At 57.7% G+C, this 21,809-nt stretch carries 20 protein-coding genes; 7 read left to right on the top strand and 13 right to left on the bottom strand.

The annotated features are described in order from the left end of the window. The first annotated feature begins 73 nt into the window (after positions 1-73). A complete protein-coding gene (locus ACESMW_RS12900; protein ID WP_372987428.1) occupies positions 74-1,240 on the top strand; it encodes a potassium channel protein in 1,167 nt (388 codons plus the stop codon). Beyond that, positions 1,240-2,595: a magnesium transporter gene (gene mgtE, locus ACESMW_RS12895; RefSeq protein WP_372987427.1), complete on the top strand. Its 1,356-nt coding sequence runs from the start codon at positions 1,240-1,242 to the stop codon at positions 2,593-2,595. The genes ACESMW_RS12900 and mgtE overlap by 1 nt, the downstream gene beginning before the upstream one ends. On the opposite strand, the gene ACESMW_RS12890 is transcribed toward mgtE, so the two are convergent. The 5 genes from ACESMW_RS12890 to typA form a co-directional block, all read right to left on the bottom strand. Beyond that, complete coding sequence (locus ACESMW_RS12890; RefSeq protein WP_372987426.1) at positions 2,588-3,448, bottom strand: CYTH domain-containing protein; 861 nt, start codon at positions 3,446-3,448, stop codon at positions 2,588-2,590. The two genes, mgtE and ACESMW_RS12890, sit on opposite strands and share 8 nt — an antisense overlap. Positions 3,449-3,545: 97 nt before the next feature. Then, positions 3,546-4,535: a porin gene (locus tag ACESMW_RS12885; protein WP_372987425.1), complete on the bottom strand. Its 990-nt coding sequence runs from the start codon at positions 4,533-4,535 to the stop codon at positions 3,546-3,548. A 508-nt stretch (positions 4,536-5,043) separates the two neighbouring features. Next, positions 5,044-5,499 (bottom strand): D-aminoacyl-tRNA deacylase, encoded by a 456-nt coding sequence (gene dtd, locus ACESMW_RS12880; protein ID WP_372987424.1) that lies wholly within the window; start codon positions 5,497-5,499, stop codon positions 5,044-5,046. 83 nt (positions 5,500-5,582) lie between these two features. After that, entirely contained in the window at positions 5,583-6,545 is a 963-nt protein-coding gene (pip, locus tag ACESMW_RS12875; protein WP_372987423.1) for a prolyl aminopeptidase, read from the bottom strand. 208 nt (positions 6,546-6,753) lie between these two features. Then, positions 6,754-8,565, bottom strand: coding sequence for a translational GTPase TypA (gene typA / locus ACESMW_RS12870; protein WP_372987422.1), 1,812 nt, complete (start codon positions 8,563-8,565; stop codon positions 6,754-6,756). Positions 8,566-8,980: 415 nt separating this feature from the next. Here typA and glnA point away from each other — a divergent pair, with 415 nt between their 5' ends. The 4 genes from glnA (at position 8,981) to glnG (ending at position 13,859) form a co-directional block, all read left to right on the top strand. Further along, positions 8,981-10,384: a glutamate--ammonia ligase gene (glnA, locus tag ACESMW_RS12865; protein WP_372987421.1), complete on the top strand. Its 1,404-nt coding sequence runs from the start codon at positions 8,981-8,983 to the stop codon at positions 10,382-10,384. A gap of 175 nt (positions 10,385-10,559) precedes the next feature. After that, positions 10,560-11,084 (top strand): DUF4124 domain-containing protein, encoded by a 525-nt coding sequence (locus ACESMW_RS12860; protein ID WP_092005523.1) that lies wholly within the window; start codon positions 10,560-10,562, stop codon positions 11,082-11,084. A gap of 250 nt (positions 11,085-11,334) precedes the next feature. Further along, on the top strand, positions 11,335-12,429 hold the full coding sequence (glnL, locus tag ACESMW_RS12855) for a nitrogen regulation protein NR(II) (RefSeq protein WP_372987420.1): 1,095 nt from the start codon (positions 11,335-11,337) through the stop codon (positions 12,427-12,429). Then, a complete protein-coding gene (gene glnG / locus ACESMW_RS12850) occupies positions 12,426-13,859 on the top strand; it encodes a nitrogen regulation protein NR(I) (protein ID WP_372987419.1) in 1,434 nt (477 codons plus the stop codon). The genes glnL and glnG overlap by 4 nt, the downstream gene beginning before the upstream one ends. A gap of 204 nt (positions 13,860-14,063) precedes the next feature. On the opposite strand, the gene ACESMW_RS12845 is transcribed toward glnG, so the two are convergent. After that, a complete protein-coding gene (locus tag ACESMW_RS12845; protein ID WP_372987418.1) occupies positions 14,064-16,973 on the bottom strand; it encodes a DUF6701 domain-containing protein in 2,910 nt (969 codons plus the stop codon). A gap of 194 nt (positions 16,974-17,167) precedes the next feature. Between ACESMW_RS12845 and ACESMW_RS12840 the strand changes: the two genes are divergently transcribed. Further along, positions 17,168-17,452 (top strand): hypothetical protein, encoded by a 285-nt coding sequence (locus tag ACESMW_RS12840; RefSeq protein WP_372987417.1) that lies wholly within the window; start codon positions 17,168-17,170, stop codon positions 17,450-17,452. A 7-nt stretch (positions 17,453-17,459) separates the two neighbouring features. Here the strand turns inward: ACESMW_RS12840 and ACESMW_RS12835 are convergent, their stop codons facing one another. The 7 genes from ACESMW_RS12835 to ACESMW_RS12805 all read right to left on the bottom strand — a co-directional run. Next, positions 17,460-18,242 carry a type II secretion system protein J gene (locus ACESMW_RS12835; RefSeq protein WP_372987416.1) on the bottom strand — a complete coding sequence of 261 codons (783 nt, stop codon included), beginning with the start codon at positions 18,240-18,242 and terminating at the stop codon, positions 17,460-17,462. Next, positions 18,242-18,739 (bottom strand): prepilin-type N-terminal cleavage/methylation domain-containing protein, encoded by a 498-nt coding sequence (locus ACESMW_RS12830; RefSeq protein ID WP_372987415.1) that lies wholly within the window; start codon positions 18,737-18,739, stop codon positions 18,242-18,244. Before ACESMW_RS12830 ends, ACESMW_RS12835 begins: the two co-directional genes overlap by 1 nt. Beyond that, the gene (locus ACESMW_RS12825) at positions 18,736-19,161 is read right to left on the bottom strand and encodes a type II secretion system protein (protein ID WP_372987414.1); all 426 of its coding nucleotides are present in this window, start codon (positions 19,159-19,161) and stop codon (positions 18,736-18,738) included. Before ACESMW_RS12825 ends, ACESMW_RS12830 begins: the two co-directional genes overlap by 4 nt. 176 nt (positions 19,162-19,337) lie before the next feature. Next, complete coding sequence (locus tag ACESMW_RS12820; protein ID WP_372987413.1) at positions 19,338-19,853, bottom strand: type II secretion system protein; 516 nt, start codon at positions 19,851-19,853, stop codon at positions 19,338-19,340. A gap of 33 nt (positions 19,854-19,886) precedes the next feature. Next, positions 19,887-20,396, bottom strand: a complete 510-nt coding sequence (locus tag ACESMW_RS12815; protein WP_372987412.1) for a prepilin-type N-terminal cleavage/methylation domain-containing protein — start codon at positions 20,394-20,396, stop codon at positions 19,887-19,889. A gap of 59 nt (positions 20,397-20,455) precedes the next feature. Continuing rightward, on the bottom strand, positions 20,456-20,980 hold the full coding sequence (locus ACESMW_RS12810; protein WP_372987411.1) for a hypothetical protein: 525 nt from the start codon (positions 20,978-20,980) through the stop codon (positions 20,456-20,458). Between the two features lies 1 nt (position 20,981). Continuing rightward, a partial coding sequence (locus tag ACESMW_RS12805; protein ID WP_372987410.1) for a type II secretion system F family protein occupies positions 20,982-21,809 on the bottom strand: 828 nt, incomplete at its 5' end.

The raw sequence follows: 21,809 nt of genomic DNA, 5'->3' as shown, positions 1-21,809 counted from the left end.
ACCCCTGTCTCTCTGTTATATTTCCGGTACTGTATACCGAACTCTCCCATGACTGAACAGGCCGCACTCACGGATGCAGCGAAACCGTCGCCCTCTGAACCCGGAACACGCTAAACAGACCCATTTGCCCATGGGGCGTCTGATCGTCCAGCGAATGAAACGCCTGTTCCTTATTCTCGCGGCCATGATGTCGACCCAGATCCTGATCATCTGGACGGTCGAAGACCTGAGTTTCTTCGAGTCCATCTGGATCACCATGACCACCGTTTCCACCGTCGGCTACGGTGATTTCGCGCCAAAAACCTACATCGGGCGGATCAGCACCATACTGATCATGTTTGTAGGGGCCATCACCCTGCTGACCCTGATCATAAGTGATTTTATCGAGTACCGGTTCTATCGCCGGGAACGCATCATCACCGGACGCTGGATTTACAAAATGAAAGATCACATCGTCATTATCAATACGCCGCACAGTGGCGGTGCCCAGTATTTCATGCGCTTCGCCTCCCAGATACGCGTCATACCCGGTTATGAAACCATCCCGATCATGCTTCTGACGCGGCAGTTTCCCCAGGGACTGCCCACCGAGCTGTCGGATTGCGGTGTGGTGCATTTTCACGGCGCCGGCAGTGATCCGGCGGCACTGCAAGCGGTCCATACCGGGAGCGCCCGACACGTTATCGTTCTGGCCGCTGACGAGGCGGACCCGAATTCCGACAGCCTGACATTCGATATCGCCCACCGGCTTTCGGAGGCTAACCTGGCAAGCCGGACTACGGTGGAGTGCGTCAGCGACTATAATCGTGAGCGGTTCAAGGCACTGGGCATCCGGACCATCATCCGGCCTGTCCGCACCTACCCCGAAATCATGGTCCGGGCGGTAGTAGCTCCCGGCTCGGAAAAAGTCCTGGAGGACATGTTCAACTACGAACATGATCACCCGCACCGTTACGACCTGACCCTGGACGACCTCAGCTGGGCGGACATTGTCAGCGCCCTGGTCCGTCACGACATTGGCACCGCACTGGCGTATATCGATAATGATGACGAAGTTATCTGCCACCCTGCCACCAATGAAGAAGTGGAGGGGAAAGGGCTGATTGTCCTCGTGCGCTCATCGGATACACCGGACGTCTCCATCGTAGAAGAAGCGCTAGACCGTTACCGCGAATTCCTCAAGCAGTGGCGGGGCATGCACAACAACGACAAATCCGATACCCCAGAGCACAGCAGCTGATGTCTCATTTGGAGCCCGAATTCTATCAACCGCTGTTTGAAGCGATCGCGAGCGGCGATGAACTTCAGATTCGGGCCGCCGCTGCCACCTTCAACGCCGCCGACCTCGCTGAATTTGCTGAAGAGAACCCCGGCCACGATGAAGGGGTTCGACTGCTCAGCGCCCTGCCCAGAGAGCAGGGCGCCAAGGTATTCGGTTACATTGGCCCGACCATCCAGGCGGTGATTGCGGATCAGCTCCCTACCCCGGATCTGGCGGAGCTGGTCACGGCCATGTCTTCGGACGAACGGGCCGATTTCTTCAATATTCTGACCGAGGACCGCCAGCATACCCTGTTCCAGTCACTGGCCAGCAAGGAACGGGAAGACCTGCGGCGGCTGGCAAGTTTTGAAGAGGGCACCGCCGGTGCCCTGATGAGCTCCGAATATGCCGTCATCCACACCGGCATGTCTGCCAGCGAAGCCATCAACCTGCTCAGGAATACCGCTCCGGACAAGGAGACCATCTACCACGCCTACGTCATCGACGGCGATCAGAAGCTGGTGGGAGCGGTTTCCCTGCGAAACCTGATTACCGCCATGCCCGGCACACCGGTAGACAACCTGATCGCCACGGGCCTGGTGACCGCCAGAACAGACACCCCACAGGAACAGGTCGCCAGGCTGATTGCCAGGTACGATCTGCTGGCCCTGCCCATCCTTGATCAGGACGAACGCCTGGTGGGCATTGTTACCTACGACGATGCCATGGACGTCGCCGAAGCGGAGGCAACCGAAGATATCCACAAGGGCGCAACGGTCGGCAAGCTGGATACCAAACTGAAAAATGCCACACCCTTTTCCCTGTATCGCTCCAGGGTACACTGGCTGGTGATCCTGGTGTTCGCCAATATCTTTACCGGCGCCGGCATTGCCTATTTCGAGGAAACCATCTCCCAGCACATCGCCCTGCTCTTCTTCATGCCGCTACTGGTGGCCAGTGCGGGCAATGCGGGGGCCCAATCGGCCACGCTGATGGTTCGGGGCATGGCCACGGGCGATGTGTCCGTTGCGGACTGGGGCCGCCTTCTGGGCAAGGAAACCCTGGTGGCCAGCGCCCTTGGCGTTACCATGGCCGCGGCCGTCATGGTGGTAGGGTTTCTGCGGGCGGGCCCTGAAATTGCTGCGGTGGTTGCCATCACCATGATCGCAGTGGTCATGATTGGAAGCCTGATCGGCATGCTCTTGCCGTTCCTGCTGGACAAACTCAGGATTGACCCCGCCACGGCGAGCATGCCACTGATTACCACCATTGCAGACGTCAGCGGCGTGCTCATCTACTTCAGTGTTGCTACTGCCCTGCTGGGGCTCAGCTGACAGAGGCCAGAGCAAGCTGCAGCTCACCCAGCCGCGGGAGGCGCCGGACAAGCTCCGCAACCGATGTACCGGAAGCCATTTCCTGCCGCAGCTCTTGCCAGAGCCCATCAACCTTCGCCTCTACCGCAGCACGCTGCACTTGAGACAAAGCAGAATCCGAGAACTCTATGGGAGCCCCCAGAAGCCAACCCAAGCTTAACTGATGCAGGAATTCTGTAACCGAAAGCTCATGATCGCCCGGCAGAAGCTCAGGCTGGTAGAGTCCGGCCAAAAAATACCCCTGCTCGGCCTTGCTGACCAGGTTGAGAAACACCGGCACCTGCTCTGCCAACCCTCTGGCGAGCGACATCAGGACGCCCGAATTGCCAGCCTTGAGCTCGAACTCCACTTCGCTCAGGGGCACCGATTGATCACCACTGGCTACCGTTCCCGAGTCCAGCACCACTTCCACTTCGGCCCCGTTTTGCCGGACCATCCAGATACAGCGCTGGAAATTGGTTTCAAACACGACCTCGAGTTCAGCCAGGTTGACCCGATCAGCCAAAGGCGTGTCCGCCAGCAGCCCGAGGCTCAGGTCCGGTCCCGGCAGCGGCCACTCCCACTCCTGCCGGCGGTGGGCACCGTTGACGAATTCACCCCGGGTCTTGAGGGTCTGGATGAACTTGTCGCCGGCCTGACGGACTCTCAGGGCGGCTTTCTGACGATTCAGATCGGCCGCTGGCGTATCGAAATAGCGGTTGATGAGTGATTTTTCACCTATATAGTCAGCGGCCTCGTCATTGGACAGCCAAGCCTGAACCTTTTGCTGGTCGGCTTCTGCAACCGTCAACTTGATCTCGAGTTCTTCTGCCATTTCCAGTTTCCTGTCGGTTTTGGACTGAGCATACATAAAAAAACCGGCGACTCGAAAGTCACCGGTTTTTGGACTACTTGATTAGCTGGTTAGCTGATCAGAAGTAGTAAACACCACCAACGGCTACGGCAGAACGCTCGTTTTCGTCAGCAACGCCGTATACGCCGTCGTCACCTGCGCCCATGTAACCTTCAACGTACACATACATGTGGTCAGACAGGTTGTGCAGAGCCTGCAGAGTCAGGGTGTCGCGCTCGGTATCGTTTGCGTCGTCAGCTACGTCCAGCTCGTAGGAAGCGGCGAACTGATTGGCACCCATGGAGTAAACAGCGTGCACACCGTAACGGTCGCCAACGTCCTTACGGGTCTGGTACTGACCAGTCAGGCTCAGAGCGTCCATGTCAAACGTCGCACGCACACCGTAGGTGTTTTCGTTGTTGGGGCCGCCGGCACCGTCGTTGGAGTCCATGGCCAGCGCCAGCTCCAGGTTGTCAACCGCGTAAGCAGCGGCCAGCTGGTACGGGTAGGACTTCTCACCACTCTTGTCGCTCAGGGTAGGATCATCCAGATCGCCATTGATCTGAACAGCAGCACCCAGTGTCAGACCACCGAAGGACGGAGTCTTGTACTGAACCAAGTCACCTTCACCAGTTTCATAGCCGCCGCCGAAGTTGTAGGCAGCGAACTCGTAGAAGTTGGCAATCTTGTCAATGGCGCTCTCGTAGGTGGAATCATCAGAACCAACCCACACCTGACCGAAGCTGTCGCCCTTGATACCGATATAGGCTTCGTCCAGTTCGTTCAGACCAGCGTTATCGTCTTCAGCGTCCTTATCATCCGCATTCAGACCTTCAAGCTCCAGCTTGAAGAAACCGGTAATGCCCGGGGCGATTTCGTGGTCATGCTTCACACCCAGAGTGGAACCGTTGTCGGCGTGCTCCAGACCATTTTCGCCGCCCTTCACGTCAGCGTGGTAAACCACGTACTGAATGTTACCGTAAACGGTCGGCAGGTTGCTTTCCTGGGCTGCAACAGCGCCAGAGAAAGTAGCTGCTGCAATAGCAGATGCGATGAGCGTCTTTTTCATGTTGCGTCTTCCTTTTTGAGTTAACTCAGGTTTTAGCGACGGGTATTAATCCCGATTTATTAAGTTGTTCAGGCATCACCAGTCAGGCTGGATGAGCCGGATTCTCCATTATCTCCATGTCAGTTTTATGACATCCAGATAACTTTTCTTCTTCTTTTGAAAACCTGCAGAACTGCAGATCTTTGTAGCTCAGTTACTTACAGCACTTTCTTAAAGCACTGAGTAATGAATCTGTTTTAATACAAAGAACCTGCATTTGCAAATTTTAAACAGCGCATTTTTAGCTTGTTTGGCACCAGAAAGGCAACCCTTTATAGCCAGCAGCACTGTGCGTTTTTGTGACCAGTACGTTACAAATACGGGGCCAACGGTCATTTTTTCCTTTCAATTCAGCCAACTAAAGCTCTCGAAATTCTGTCCCGGGCTAAATATCAAACCCTCCGGGTTATTCGGCGCACCATCCGTAAACACGCACGCGGCGGCTGCCCAGCCATGGTGCAACCTCCATTTATGACAAACCCGTAACCTCCAACATGAACGTTACCGGTCCATCATTGATCAACTGCACCTTCATATCCGCCCCGAAACGCCCTTCCGAGACACGCTCGCCCCCCAGACTCTCCTTCGCCTCACGGACGAACTGGCGATACAGATCGTTAGCAACTTCCGGCTTCGCTGCCAGGGAAAAGCCCGGACGAGTTCCCGAGCGGGTATCGGCTGCGAGGGTAAACTGGGGAACAACGAGCAAGCCACCACCGATGTCCTGCAGACTTCGGTTCATACGGCCCTGCTCGTCAGGGAAGATACGATAGGAAAGAATTTTTCGGCACAGCTCCTTTGCCTCTGCAGCCCCGTCATCCCGCTCAACTCCGAGCAGTAGTAAAACTCCACGGCCAATGGCGCCAACTGACTGGCCATCAACCGTGACACTGGCTTCCGATACTCTCTGGATAAGCCCTTTCATTCGCTTCCTGACTGACGGGGAAATTACGAATCGGCAAGAGTGTATCCGCGCTCCCGGAAGACCGCAACCCGACCAACGCCTTTTTACCCCACCGGCTTCTCGCTTCTGGCAACCACTTCCTCCACGCCCCTTATCAGGGCATCGACAATGGCCGGCTCGGACGCGGAATGACCCGCATCCCGGATGATCCTGAGATCGGCTTCGGGCCAGGCATTACTTAGTGCCAGGGCGTTATCCAGTGGACAGACCATGTCATAGCGACCATGAACAATGATCCCGGGAATATCGGCTAGCTTGTGCGCGTCCCTGACAATCTGGTCGGGTTCGAGGAAGGCGTTGTTCATGAAGTAATGGCACTCGATTCGTGCCAGCGCGATGGCCACATGGGGATGGGCGAAATGCTCGACTACCCGGGGGTTGGGGTTCAGGGTAGCGCATCGTCCCTCCCAGATAGACCACGCCTTGGCAGCCTGTATCTGCTCCAGCTCGTTGGTGCTGGTCAGTCGCCGGTAGTAGGCCGAAACCATGTCACCACGCTCGGCCTCGGGTATCTGCGCCTCAAAATCCTCCCAGTAGTCCGGGAACACCCGGCTGGCACCTTCCTGGTAGAACCAGTGAATATCCCGCGGCCGACAAAGGAAAATGCCCCGCAGCACCAACCCCATGACACGCTCCGGGTGAGTTTGTGCATACACCAGACTCAGGGTTGAGCCCCAGCTGCCACCGAACAGGAGCCAGCGGTCAATGCCCAGGAACTGGCGAACGGTTTCCATATCCTCGACGAGCTTGTCGGTGCTGTTGCCTTCCAGTTCCGCCAACGGCGTCGACCGGCCGGCACCGCGCTGGTCCATGAGGATGATGCGGAAACGCTCGGCATCGAAAAAGCGGCGGTGGTAGTCCTCGCAGCCACCGCCCGGGCCACCATGGACCACCAGAACGGGAATGCCGTCGGGGTTGCCGCTTTCTTCTATATAGAGTTCGTGGGGAGGATCGACCGCGAGGCGGTGTTGGGCGTTGGGGTGGATTTCGGGGTAGAGGGTCAGCATGGCATTACTCCGGCGAAAAGACTTTTACCGGAGTTTGGCTGAACATGGGGTCAGAAGAAAGTGTTCTTCAGACCCCTGGGGGACGGCACATAAAAAGGGGTCAGATGAAGGTTTTCATCTGACCCCGGATTTTGCTTCGAGCTTGAGGGTAACGCCGGGGTCTGAAGAACGCTTTCTTCTGACCCCTTTTTTCACACCCTTCCCTTGCTTACTTCTTGCCGGCGCGCTTGCGCTCGTTTTCGGTGAGCAGCTTCTTGCGCAGGCGGATGGACTTGGGTGTTACTTCCACCAGTTCGTCGTCGTCGATGAACTCGAGCGCCTGTTCCAGGGTGTGCTTGATGGGCGGCACCAGGCCGATCACCTCGTCTTTGCCGGAAGCACGCATGTTATCGAGCTTCTTGGCCTTGGTGGGGTTGATCACGATGTCGTTTTCACGGCTGTGGATACCACACAGCTGACCCTCGTAGATCTCGTCGCCCGGCGCCAGGAAAAGCTTGCCACGACTTTGCAGGGTTTCCAGCGAGTAAGTCATCGCCGTACCTTTCGCCATGGAAATCAGCACGCCGTTCTGGCGGCCGCCCATGGCACCTTCCTTGATCGGGCCATAATGGCTGAAGGTGGAGGTCAGGATACCGGTACCGGAGGTCATGGTCAGGAAGGCATTACGGAAGCCGATCAGACCACGGGCCGGGATGGTGTATTCCACACGCATGCGACCCTTGCCATCCGGAATCATGTTGGTCATCTCGCCCTTGCGCAGGCCGAGCTGCTCCATCACGGCGCCCTGGTGCTGCTCTTCGATATCCACGATCACGTTCTCGTACGGCTCCTGCTTGACGCCGTCGATCTCGCGGATAACCACTTCCGGGCGGCCCACGGCCAGCTCGAAGTTCTCCCGACGCATGTTCTCGATGAGAACCGACAGGTGCAGCTCACCCCGGCCAGACACCTTGAACTTGTCCGCAGAGTCGCCCTCTTCCACACGCAGAGCCACGTTATGCAGCAACTCTTTTTCCAGACGCTCCTTGATGTTGCGGCTGGTGACGTACTTGCCTTCCTGGCCGGCAAACGGGGAATCGTTCACCTGGAAGGTCATGGAAACGGTGGGCTCGTCCACGGTCAGTGCCGGCAGAGCCTCCACATTGTTCGGGTCACACAAGGTGTCGGAAATATACAGCGGGTCCAGACCACTGACGCACACGATGTCGCCAGCCTGGGCTTCGTCAACTTCCACACGCTGCAGGCCGGAGTGGCCCATGATCTTGAGAATACGACCGTTACGTTTCTTGCCGTCAGCACCGATGGCCACGACCGGGGTATTGGTCTTGACCGAACCGCGCATGATGCGGCCGATACCGATGACGCCCAGGAAGCTGTTGTAGTCCAGCTGGGAGATCTGCATCTGGAACGGGCCGTCCCGATCGACAGCAGGCGCGGGCACGTGGTCGACAATCGCCTGGAACACGGCGTCCATATTGTCGTCCAGGTCTTCGTGCTCCATACCGGCAATGCCGTTCAGGGCGCTGGCGTAAACAATCGGGAAGTCCAGCTGCTCGTCGGTGGCACCCAGGTTATCGAACAGGTCAAACACCTGATCCACAACCCAGTCCGGACGTGCGCCGGGCCGGTCAATCTTGTTTACCACCACAATCGGGCGCAGACCCGCTGCGAACGCTTTCTGGGTAACAAAACGGGTTTGCGGCATGGGGCCGTCGATGGAATCCACCACCAGCAGCACACTGTCCACCATGCTCATGACCCGCTCAACTTCGCCGCCGAAGTCCGCGTGCCCCGGAGTGTCCACGATGTTGATATCGTAGTCTTTCCATTTCAGCGCGGTATTCTTGGCCAGAATGGTGATGCCACGCTCTTTCTCCTGGTCGTTGGAATCCATAACGCGCTCGCTTTCGAGCTCCTTACGGTCCAACGTGCCGGACTGGCGCAGCAACTGGTCAACCAGGGTAGTCTTACCGTGGTCTACGTGGGCAATAATGGCGACATTTCTGAGCTTATCAATCACAACGGGTTTCCTGAGGAAAAAATGAGCGGCGCGCAGTATATCGAAAAGTCGATGTCGTTAATATGAAGATTAGTGCCTATTCTTTAACCAACCGCTTGCGCACTGATATGACGCATCTGTGGCGTGGCCGCACCATATTGGTGCGCTATTTTGGTGCAAAGCGGTGGGTGACCATCCCGAACTGCGCGCCATAACGGGCCGAAGGCCTTGCGGCTGCGCCGTTCTGGAGCAAAAGCAAAAAACTGGCAAGCCCCTTGCTTATGCTTAGTCAGCCGAAATTATCAGGTAAGGGATGCACGCTTTTGGTAAGCTGCCCGAACCCGAAAAACAGATCGGAACTCAGTCCCACTGAACGATCCGGCATCACGAACATGAAATACGCCCGCGCCGCGGGATAACTTACGGAGCATGCACAATGTCCAAGACGATTGATTTGATTAAAGAGCACGAAGTCAAATGGGTAGACCTGCGCTTCACCGACAGCCGCGGTAAAGAGCAGCACGTGACTCTGCCGGCCACCGAGGTCGACGAGGATTTCTTCGCCGACGGCAAGATGTTCGACGGCTCCTCCATCGCGGGCTGGAAGGGCATCAATGAATCCGACATGATCCTGATGCCGGTAGACGAAACCTCCGTGCTGGATCCGTTCACCGAAGAGACCACCATCAACATTACCTGCGACATCGTGGAGCCGACCACCATGCAGGGTTATGAGCGTGATCCGCGCTCCGTGGCCCGTCGTGCCGAGGAATACCTGAAGTCCAGCGGCATTGCCGACGGCGCACTGTTCGGTCCGGAGCCGGAGTTCTTCGTATTTGACTCGGTAAAATGGAACGTAGACATGCAGGGCGCCATGTACTCCCTGCACTCCGAAGAAGCAGCCTGGGTCTCCGGCGAAGACTTCGATCGTAACAACATCGGTCACCGTCCTGGCGTGAAAGGCGGCTACTTCCCGGTTCCGCCGGTAGACAGCCTGCACGACCTGCGTGGCGCCATGTGTGCCGCTATGGAGTCCATGGGTCTGGAAATCGAAGTGCACCACCACGAAGTCGGCACTGCCGGCCAGTGTGAAATCGGTGTTGGCGCCAACACTCTGACCCGCAAGGCGGACGAAGTTCAGATCCTGAAGTACTGCGTACACAATGTGGCCCACGCCTACGGCAAGACCGCCACCTTCATGCCCAAGCCGGTAGTGGGTGACAACGGTTCCGGCATGCACGTGCACATGTCCCTGAACAAGGATGGCAAAAACCTGTTTGCCGGCGACGGCTACGCAGGCCTGAGCGAGATGGCGCTGTACTACATCGGCGGTATCATCAAGCATGCCAAGGCCATCAACGCCTTTACCAACCCGGCCACCAACAGCTACAAGCGCCTGGTTCCGGGCTTTGAAGCGCCAGTCATGCTGGCCTACTCCGCCCGCAACCGCTCCGCCTCCATCCGTATCCCGTATGTAAACAGCCCGAAGGCACGCCGCGTAGAAGTGCGGTTCCCGGATCCGGCGGCCAACCCGTACCTGGCCTTCGCGGCCCTGATGATGGCCGGCCTGGACGGCATCCAGAACAAGATCCACCCTGGCGATGCCATGGACAAGGATCTGTACGACCTGCCGAAGGAAGAGGCCCTGAACATTCCCCAGGTTGCCACTACCCTGCAGGAAGCACTCAAGTGCCTGGAAGAGGATCACGAGTTCCTGACCCGCGGCGGCGTCTTCACCGAAGACATGATCGCCGGCTACATCGACCTGAAGCAGGGCGAAGTAGAGCGTCTGAACATGACCACTCACCCGGTCGAGTTCGAACTGTACTACTCCTGCTGATCCGGTCTGATCCCGGAACTGCAGCAAGCCCCGCCCCGTGCGGGGCTTTTTTTTGTGCGCGGCCGCACACTCTCGCGCCCTTAACGATATGTAACCAACAAGGACCGGCCAGAGCGTTGAAAAGGCTTTACAGGCCGTTGATAATCAAACCAAACCATCGTTGCAGGTCAGGGTTATGAACGCGAAGTACGGATTGGTGGCAGGTTTTCTGGTTTTGCTCTCGGCACCGGCCCTTGGCGAGGTGTACCGCCACGTGGACGCCCAGGGTAATGTCACCTTCTCCGACGAACCGATCGAAGGCGGTGAAACCGTTGATGTAAAACCGGTCACCACCGTCACCCTGCCCAAACCCCAGACCGTCCGAGAAACTGACAAGCTCCGGGAAGAGGTGAAACGCGAAGGCTCTGTCTACGAGAGTGTCTCCTTCGTACAGCCGCAGAATGAGCAGGCCTTTCACAGCGGCAGCGGCGATGTTCGCTTTGAAGTCACCAGCACGCCGGGACTGCAGGCCGGCCACAAGTATGAAGTCACGCTCGACGGCCAGCCGGTTGCCCAGACCAGTTCGGGCTCGGTGGTGGTGAACAACATTTTCCGGGGCACTCACGAAGCCCGTGCCCACATCGTGGACGAAAACGGCGTGCAGGTGAAAACCGGCTCTCCCATCACCTTTACCGTCCATCGCCCGTCAGTGAACAACTGACTCTCATATTTTTCGCACCAGTTTGGTGCGCACGCACCAGATAGAGGCCATACTTTGATCAGCAACAGGGCGGAATTGCCCGGCTGACCACCCTCTGGCCAACGTCATGCACCAGTGTACGGCACGCGGGCCGTGCCATGGCGGGCACAGGCCCCGCCTTTGCCCATCTTTTATGGCAAATCGGCCAAAGTGGTTCGGTTTTTGCAATTCCTACCCCGTCATCTTTAAAACGACACGACAGGAATTGCCCATGGCGTTCGCCCCGGCCACAAATGACGGATACAAGAGCATTCTCGACAGCCTGACCACGGCGGTCCTGGTGCTTGAGGACAACCTGAAAATCCGTTACCTGAACCCCGCCGCCGAAAGCCTGTTCGAGACCAGCCTCACCCGCAGCCAGGGTCACCCGTTTCGCGAGATTCTCGCGGCGTCCGAGGACGCCCTCAAAACCCTGGACGCCGCCCTGAAAAACGGGCAGTCCTATACCCGCCGGGAAGCGGAATTCGTGCTCACCAGCGGAGCAAGGCTGACCGTGGACTATTCGGTCACCCCCATTTCCCTGGACCCGACCGAACTGCTCATCGAAATCCAGCCCCGGGACCGGTTGCTCCGCATCAGCCGGGAAGAGGACCTGATCTCCCAGCAGGAAACCTCGCGCATTCTGGTCCGCGGCATGGCCCACGAGATCAAGAACCCGCTGGGCGGTATCCGGGGCGCAGCCCAGCTGCTGGACCGTGAGCTCAACGACGAAGACCAGCGGGAATACACGCGGGTGATCATCGACGAGGCCGACCGCCTGCGCAGCCTCGTGGACCGCATGCTCGGGCCGAACAAGGCGCTCAAGTTTGCGCCAACCAATGTCCATGAGGTGCTGGAGCGGGTACGCACGCTACTGGAGGCCGAGAGTAAAGGCCGGGTGACTTTCCTGCGTGATTACGATCCGAGCCTGCCGGAGCTGTGGGCCGACAAGGAGCAACTGATCCAGGCCTTCCTGAACATCGCCCGCAACGCCATGGAGGCGGCGTTCGAGAACCAGACCGGGGCGAGCGATGAGGAACCGCCCACCATCATGTTCCGGACCCGCGCCCTGCGCCAGTTCACCATCGGCCACAAACGCTACCGCCTGGCCTGCCGTGTGGACGTGATCGACAACGGCCCCGGCATCCCGCCGGACCTGTTGCAGAACATCTTCTATCCGATGATCAGTGGCCGTGCCAGCGGTACCGGCCTGGGCCTGTCCATTACCCAGAGCATCATCGGACAACATCACGGGCTTGTTGAGTGTGAGAGCGAGCCCGGGAAAACCGATTTCATCATCTTCCTGCCCCTGGAGGAAAACCCATGAGCCAACCGGCGAACGTCTGGATCATAGACGACGACCGCAGTATTCGCTGGGTGCTGGAGCGCGCCCTGAACCAGGCCGGCATGCAGCCCCGGGTCTTTGACAGCGGCGAAAGCATCATGACCCGCCTGGAACACGAACATCCCGATGCCATCATCAGTGACATCCGGATGCCGGGCGTGGACGGTATTACCCTGCTCTCCCAGATCGTGGAAGCACACCGGGATGTACCGGTGATCATCATGACCGCGCACTCGGACCTCGAGAGTGCGGTCACCAGTTACCAGACCGGCGCCTTCGAATACCTGCCCAAGCCCTTCGACGTGGACGATGCCGTGGCTCTGGTCAAACGTGCCGTGGCCCACAGCCATGAGCAGCGGGCCAAATCCGAGCCTCAGACCGAAAGCGTTCAGCGCAACACCGAGATCATCGGTGAGGCCCCTGCCATGCAGGAGGTTTTCCGGGCCATCGGCCGGCTTTCCCATTCCAATATCACGGTACTGATCAACGGCGAAAGCGGCACCGGCAAGGAACTGGTAGCCCAGGCCCTGCACAATCACAGCCCCAGGGCCAAGCACCCGTTCATTGCCCTGAACATGGCGGCGATCCCCAAGGACCTGATTGAATCGGAGTTGTTCGGCCACGAAAAAGGCGCCTTCACCGGCGCCGGCGCGGCCCGTCAGGGACGCTTCGAGCAAGCCAACGGCGGCACCCTGTTCCTGGACGAGATCGGGGACATGCCGGCGGACACCCAGACCCGACTGCTGCGGGTTCTGGCGGACGGCGAGTTCTATCGGGTCGGCGGCACCACCCCGATCAAGGTGGACGTGCGCATTATCGCTGCCACGCACCAGGACCTGGAAAAACTGGTCCAGTCCGGCAGCTTCCGGGAAGACCTGTTCCATCGATTGAATGTGATCCGGGTACACCTGCCCAAACTGGCCGAACGGCGGGAAGACATTCCCCGGCTCATGCAGCATTTTCTCAAGCGCGCCGCCAAGGAACTGGCCGTCGAGCCGAAAATCCTGCGCCCGGATGCCGAGGAATACCTCACCACCCTGCCCTGGCCCGGCAACGTCCGCCAGCTGGAAAACACCTGCCGCTGGCTAACCGTCATGGCCAGCGGCCGCGAGATTCACATCGACGACCTGCCGCCGGAACTATTGCACCAGGCCGAGACCGAAACCACCGCCACCGGCCAGACCTGGCAGGAAGGCCTTCGCAACTGGGCCGAACAGGAACTCAAACGCGGCAAGAAAGGCATCCTTGATACTGCCATCCCGGAGTTCGAGAAAATCATGATCGAAACCGCGCTGAAACACACCGGCGGCCGGCGCAGGGATGCATCAATCCTGCTGGGCTGGGGTAGAAATACACTGACTAGGAAGATCAACGAACTCGGACTGGATCACCCGGAAACCGGAGAAGATTGACGAGAAGCAAACCGCCGGGGTTTGCCAATCTCAAGCTCGGGGTCAGAAGAAAACCCTCTTCTGACCCCTTTTTTACGCACGAGTCAGACACAGGTTCCGGGCCAGCGCCAGGCTCCGGGGTCTGATGAAAGCCTTCATCTGACCCCATTTTCATCCGAGACCACGGCGGCACGGCCTAAAGAAGGCCTTCTTCTGACCCCATCTTCACCGCTCCCGCCAATAAACAATCCGGTCATTCCCCCGGAACACTCCGAACGTCGCCGTCGCCGAAGGATCTTCCAGCGCACCATCCTGATCCCAGTCGCCCTCGAGCCAGATGGGCATGTCCCAGCTGAGCGTATCCGTACCGCGGTCACCATTGGGCTCCAACACCAGCGGCCCGCCAACGCCGCCGGCCAGAACCGAAGAGTCCGCAACTAGCGAATGGTAGGCCTCGGGATCAGTGATATCTGCTGTGTTCCAGGCCGTACAACCATCATCGGTATTCGTCACGAAGCCCGCTCCATTCCAATACTCGGCGGAAAATGGCATGAACAACTCGTCCACGGTTTCGGGGCCGTAGACGTTTTCCATTTGCAGGCGGCCGTAGCGGATTTGGAAAGGGGCACTTGGCTGGATGTCGGGTAATGTCGATGCGTTAACACCGTCGCTATCAGAAACGCTATCGAGACCAATTCGCAGGTCCGGTCCGAATGGCATAACCCGGGCAGCAAGACTCTTTAAATAAGTCACCTGGTCATCGCTTGAAAACTGATAAATCATTTCGCCCGAACCTGCGGCCGCGTTCTCAAGCGTCCCGGGCTGAAGGGATAGAGTTACAGGATAAGGAGCGCCCGACGTCGTGAGGGCATTTTCGTCAGACACCGGTACCTGTCGAACCACATCAGGTGCGGCTAATTTACGAAACCCACCAAGGGTATAATTACGCGTCTCGATATCCTGCGAATTATAGGGTGTTATGAACAACTCGGGAATCAGGGACCATCCCAATGACTGGCCGGTATACGCATATGGTGCTCCCGAGCTGCAAGCCGCACCCAGTTGGCCGGAATCAACCGCGAGCCCAAAATACGCTGGGATGAATCGACCAACATTTTCCGATTCACCACTAACCACCGGCGCCACACCCAGATACCCCGGATTATTAGCCTGTAGCTTGATTATGCCAACCTCGCTCCAAGCCAGGTCTGTCATTCTCGCCACACCGTTCTCAAAGCTCGCCCCGGGAATAGTCAGCGAGCCTGAAAGTTCACCGTCGATTCCACCCGACGGAGCTTCCAGCGTGTGGGTTATAAAAGCACCCTGGGGAGTCCCTTCCTGTCCGTAACTGATAGTGGGGGCACCAGCAGCGCCCAGCGCAGTAACTTTAACCTCAAACGGTGCCCCACTGGTTTCAAAGACAGCGCCGTCAGCATCCGCAGCTGCGGGGTTGCCGGCTACCGCGACGTCAAACCGATCGGGTCTCACCGTCCACAAATCGCTGACACCCACAACCGGAATCGGCTGGCCATTTACGTCAACAACAAATCCGGAGCTGTCGTCCACCAGATTCAAACGGTACTGCCCCACATCCGTCGTGCGCCAGCTGAGGGGAGCCGTGCCATTGGAAAAGGACAGTGTCAGATTCGGGGTGCCAGGTTCGGCGTCGGGGATCGTTGGGGAGGTAACACCCAAGGCAGAAGGTGCCTCTCCGGCCGGATCATCAGCACTCCGTGAAAGCCATGCCTTGAGTATGACGTTCCCATTGTAATCCGGGATCACCCCACACTCGTCGCCATCAGGATCCTGGCGCACTGCTTGCACCTGCAATTCATGGTCACGTTGGGCAACCAAATCGGCGCCAGCAGAATCAGTGATGCCGATGACGAGAGCGTTTTCCAGAAACTGGATCGGAGCAGAAACAATGGAGGGACTCCCAGAGCTATCCCTGACATTGACGGTCAGCTCATCAGCGCTCGAATTCTCCAGCCTGAGCTGGACCACTCCATCATCCGCCGGCGCAAACTGATAAGAGGCAAAACCATCATTATCGGTATCCGGATCGGGGCTCAGAATTCCAGAGCCGGATCCCAGGCGCCAGTCGCCTCTTCCCGAGCTGGTCTGTAAAAAAATGGTGCCATCATAGCCTGACAGAATATTACCAAGGCCATTAAACACTCTGACGGTTACCAGTGCAGTGCCGCAGACACTTGCGACCTCCGGCACATCGACCCCGAAACCACCCAATGGGGGAGCCGGCAGTATTGTCCCTACCCCCAGCTGACTCGAGATCTGACCATAAGGCGAGCCTGTCGTATCCCTGGCATTGCTCAGGTTGAGGTTGAAGCGGGTTTCCACAGTCTGCCCCGAGAGCAGCGTGGGCACAGTGACTGTCCCGCTGAGATCCCCTGCAGGAATCGTCAGCGTTCCAGTGGTCGCAGTGAAATCAATGCCCGCTATCGCAGTATCGCTTCGTGTTTCGAAGTCCACCAACAAGTCAGTAACTGCTGGCGTCGCAAGCGACACTGTAAAAACGGCAGGCTGGCCCTGAGCCACGGTTACGTTATCAATGCTGACTCCTGGTCCGTCTTCGCCACCATCATTCGTCGTTCCTTCGGTGATATCCCCCGAGTTACCAGAACTGAAACCCCAATCGCCAGTACCGTCGGGCGTACGGGCCAGCGTTTTGGTTTTGGAGGCCGGGGCTTGCCAATCATAGGCTGGAGTACAAGTGACATCCTGCTGGTGATCGTATTCGCCCACCTGAAGGTAATCGATCGTCTGGCCGTTACCCGCCTTGAGGATGAGGTCCATCTCGTCGAAATTAATATAATCCTCCGAGAGGATCAGACCTGTATCCGCAACGACCCACGGGTATGTCGAGTCATCGAAGTCAGACAGGCTAAGTTCGCCCGTGCAAAGCGCGGTGTTTCCAGTGGGGCTACATATCTCGAGGGTCCAGTCGTCGTAGTCATCAGAGGTAATCAACGAGGAGAGGACTTTCACTTCAACCAGGCGGGTATTGCTGTTGCCCTGGGATAACTGGTGGACCTCGTTAATCGTCGCTAGCCCTTTGTATTGTGGAGAACAGGCTGCCCACACTCCATGGCTGAATACCAGCCCGACCAGGAACACCAGAAATCCGCGAGTCAACGCACCGGCTGCCGCACAACGACACTTGAACAAACTTAGCGAAAACCTCACCTGAGCCGTACCTCCACTGCCCGCCGGGCCAACTCGTCTCCACTACCACACTCTCCGCTACTCACGAGCGTGTAAACACGATTACCCCCGCCTCCCGGTATTGAAAGCGGGGCTGTAACACTGCATTGAATATCCGCACGACACTCCTTCAGCCCACCAACAGCGAAATCCACCGATGCCGTAACAGTCGCACAGTCTCCACCATCCAGCATTTCCGCCACGGCCAGCTGTGCACCACTTTCCGCGGCGTGAAAGGCCCGCTGAGACTGGATCTGCAGGCTGATGGACTGGCCGGTAGCCTGCTGAAGCTGGCCCATACCAGCCACCAGAAGCGCCAGCACTGTGATGACAAACAGGGCAATCGGCAGGCCAATACCTTTCTGACGGCGGATTGCCAGATGTGCATGTGAACGGAGATCAGGGTACATTGCGAATCTGTACCTCCTGGCTCACGGGTGTCGATTCTCCGCTACGGGGATCCTCGAGAACGAAAGAAAAACTCACCAGAGCCCCCCGTTGGAGCGTTGGTGGATTGAAGGAAAAATCCACCGTTCCGGTAATATTCGCGGCCAGCACCTCACGGGTTCCGGCGGTCGGAGGTGTCGCCTGCGTGGGGCTCGCGCCATAATCACTATACCGGTAGAGAAAACGGCCGCTCTGACAATAACTGATCGGTGCCCCCACAACGAACAACCGCCGCTCGGGAGAGCGCTGGCTGAACCGATGGGCAGCGGACAAATTAATCAAAGCTGGAGAGACGCTGTCGTCGATACTACTGATCAGCGGACTGACTGGCCCGGGATTGCTGGTATCGTAAAGATCTTTGGTCGTGGTAGAGCCATAGCCATAGATCAGCGCACGGGCATCAGCCAGCGATGGCACACTGGCAAAAGGTGCGACCTCAATCTCATCGAAGCCAGGCCCACGGGTTAGCCGAATATAAGTTGTTGCCGATAGAACTGGCAGCCACTCAATACAAGGTCCCGAGGTGCGCACTGAAATCGGAAACGCCTGACGCAGCTCCCGGGATACCTGTTCACTGACCACCACACCCTGCAGAGCACGCTGCTGCCGAGAGCCGACATCCAGGGCACCCTGAGTAGAAAGAGTGACGAACTGGACCGAGATCGTGGCGATGATCGCCAGCAACACGATCACCATTACCAGTTCAACGAGGGTAAAACCGGCTGACCGTCGCATCAGAAATTCGCCCGGTAGGCGGTGAACAGCCAATTCTGGCCGGAAGGATCGGTGATGGTGATATCGATACGCTTGGCATCCTCGTTCGCGACACCTACTTCGGAACCCGCACAGGCAACGGCCACGCTGACCGAGAAGCCACCATAGCCGGAGAGATCATTCCCCTGGCCATCTTGCGGCGGGGAATCGGCCAGGCCATCGTAGTCGTCGGCGTCATCAAAGGTAGGTCGAGTCTCGCCATCGGGACCCGCCGTAGCGCAATCCACATTCCCCGAAGCCACCTTGCCGCCACCCACCGGCGTCGATTCGTCATAGTAGCGAGTCAGGATCTCATCCATATACAGCTGGGAGAGGGTTACAGCACGGGTCTGGTTCAACGGGTCTGCGCTCCGGCCACTGATCACAGCAAAAGCACCGACCACCCCGGCGATGGCGACACCGAGCACCACGATGGTGATGATCAGCTCAACCAGGGTAACGCCCAACTGCCGATTCACTGACAGGCTCCCTTATAAACAGCTCCCAGGGAACTCAGGCAAAGGTCGTACTGACTGGCGCCGGAAACTCGAAGATCGATGTTTTCACGGGCTACCGGGGCTTCGATCCTCCCCAGTGCATCAAAAGACACGGTTAATCCTGTTGTGGGAATCGGAGCGAAAGAGCCGCCACTAGGACGATAACTCAGTGAAGCCCCTTCCCGATCTAGGGTGAAACTCTCACCTGCAGCCACGAACTGGAGTTCATCAGCTAGCTGCCGAATCACCACGCTTTTGGAGGAATTTCCCGCCAGCGCTGCCTGTTGGGCAAGCAGCGTGGCGGAGGAAAGTTGCTGGGTGACCAGCAGGGGAGAGAACGCAGAGCTTCTGGTGAACAACCCGATACCGAGTGCAGAGAGCACACCCATGAGGATGATGACCAAGATTAGCTCTACGAGGGTGAAGCCAGATGATTCTCTCGCACTCCTGAGTCTCATATCCTTTCCCGGAACCATCAAGGTATCGTCAGAATCGATAGCACAGGTCAAGCTTGGCCCCAGCGGAATAGTCAAAAGACTATAACTAATCCTTTAATTGGTTTGTCCCCACCTGAGAAAAATTAAGTGCCTGCCGCTGTTCCACCACATGTTGAAGCGTCATCCATAGTCAGAACTGCAGACACTGTCGGAGGAGTGCCAGTACCGCTTGAGTCTGTAAAGGTGAAGCAGGGATTATCTGTCGCAGCCGTAGTCGTGACAATATAAGGAGAAGAGCCACCTACAACGGAGAAGTCACCGAGCTGTGCTGCATCACTAAGTGAGTCTCCAGCAAGATAACCATTAATCAAATTCACCGTAGCACCTTCCAATGTAACCACATCTGAACCGTCGCCGGCAGGAGTTGCAGGAGTCGTCACGTCTCCTTTGCCTTCCGCTAGGGCTGTTGATCGGACAATTCCCATGGCCGATTTCACACTCCCACGAGCACCTTCAATCGAAGCTCTTTCCGCTTCTCCTCCCAAATCCGCAAACCGCGGCAAAGCAAACGCCGCCAGAATGCCCAGAATCACAATCACCATCACCAGCTCGATGAGGGTGAAACCTTTCTCTTTTCTGTTCGGAATCATGTCTTTCATGTCTCTACTCCGCTTTTAATGTTATCCAACAAATCAGTTCAGGTTGGTAATGACCGAACCAGTACTTGCGTTATAAGTAATTGTTTTGGAGGCAGTGCCATCCAGTTGGTAAGTGAAAACACACTCGGGCGCAGTCGCAGTCGCGATGTAATCAACATCGGTGCCCGTGGTAGCAACTGTCGGAGCATTGGATTGCAGCAGTGAACGCCAAAGGTCCGCACAAATGGTGGCGTCTACATTGTTGGGGTCATTGGCTCCATTTGTGGAAACCGGCCAACCATCGGCGCTTACGTCGACATTGTCATCACCAAAACCTGCCACATCGTCCGCAGCGCCTGACAGGCCGTTGGTAACCCACTGTGCCTTCGTCAGAGCCACCGCAGCAGACAAAGCACCAGCGGTTGCCTTTACATTGGACCGATGCGCTTCCTCAGAAAGCTGCGCAAACCGCGGCAATGCAAAAGCCGCCAGAATCGCCAGGATGGCAATCACCACCACCAGCTCAATCAGGGTAAAACCCCGATTCCGTTGTTGATCGCTCATACAAGCTCCTTTAATTGATTTATCATTCAATTTTCTCATATCTGCCATTAACCCCATAGTTAATAAGGCTTTTGCTGACCAAAATTCACACGATTTAACACAAGCCCCACCGCCCTGCGTTCGGGAACCTTTGCCAGCCGGGTAAATTCCGTTTCCACCCGCCAAAAAAGCCACTCCGCCTGTTCCGGGCCACCATTCAATCCCGGAAACTCCGCCCACCGGGAGCGGTACACCAGAACCCGCTCGTCCCGACTGAAACACCAGCTGCCTTTCCGGTGTTCCGCCCCGCTGCAATCGCCGCCCCAGTTCATGGGGGCCGACTGCAGCAAGTCCACTGGATTGGTGCCTTGCCAATCCTCTAACCTTCCGCCGGTCAGCATGACCTCGGCGCCTTTCACCACCAGTGCGCTGCGGAGCTGGTTCAGCATCAGCTGCACACTTTGCCGCTCGGCCTGGGCGGCGGTGCGTTCGAGGGACACGAGCAGCACGCTGACCGACACGCCCAGCAGGCAAAATGCCACCAACCACTGAAGCCGGCGGTGGTTGTCCGCCCCGACATAGCCCACGGCGTTGACCGCAGCCAAGTCAGCCCCGCCCCATGGCTGCCGAGCCGAGATCCCAGATGGGCAGGAATACGCCCAGCGCCAGGATCAGGACCAGTATGCCCATGGCAACAATCAGGATCGGCTCGATGGATTCCGCCAGCCGTTTGAGACCGTAGTCGATGTCTTCGTCGTAGAAATCCGCCACGTTGGTAAGCATTTCATCCACCGCGCCGGTTTCCTCCCCTACCGCAATCATCTGCAGGATCAGGGGTGTGAACATGTCGCTCTGCCGCGCTGTGCGGAGCAGGCTTTCCCCGCGCTCGACACCGGCCCGCATGTCCCGTATGTGCAGTGCGATCCAGGCGTTGTCCGTGGCATCGGCGACCACCGTCAGGGCGTGGTTGACAGGCATGCCCGCAGCCAGCATGGAAGCGAAGTTACGGGCAAACCGGCTCAGGGTTATGAGTTCCAGCAAATTGCCGATCACCGGGAGCCTCAATTTGTAGCGATCCCAGGTCAGCCTGCCCTGCTCGGTCTGTTTCCATTGCCTCAACAACAGGCTGCCCGAGGCGACCGCAAACAGCACCACGTACCAGTAGCCGAGCAGGAAGTTGGACGTACCGACCAGAACCTGGGTCAGGAACGGCAGGTCCGCCCCGAGCTTGTTGAATACCGTGGCGAACTTCGGAATCACCAGGAAGTTCACCACCATCAGCGCCGCCAGCAGCGCCACCACCACAAACATCGGGTAGCGCATGGCCTGTTTGAGGCGGCGCTTGGTGTCCCGCTCCAGTTCCAGAATGTCGGCCAGACGCTTGAAGGCATCGTCCAGCCGGCCGGTGTTCTCACCCACGTGGATCATGGCCAC

Origin of the sequence: Marinobacter sp., assembly GCF_041690455.1 — a bacterium.
GTDB lineage: Bacteria > Pseudomonadota > Gammaproteobacteria > Pseudomonadales > Oleiphilaceae > Marinobacter.
The sequence above is the reverse complement of the archived record's forward strand: the minus strand, read 5'-3'. Positions and strand labels throughout refer to the sequence as shown.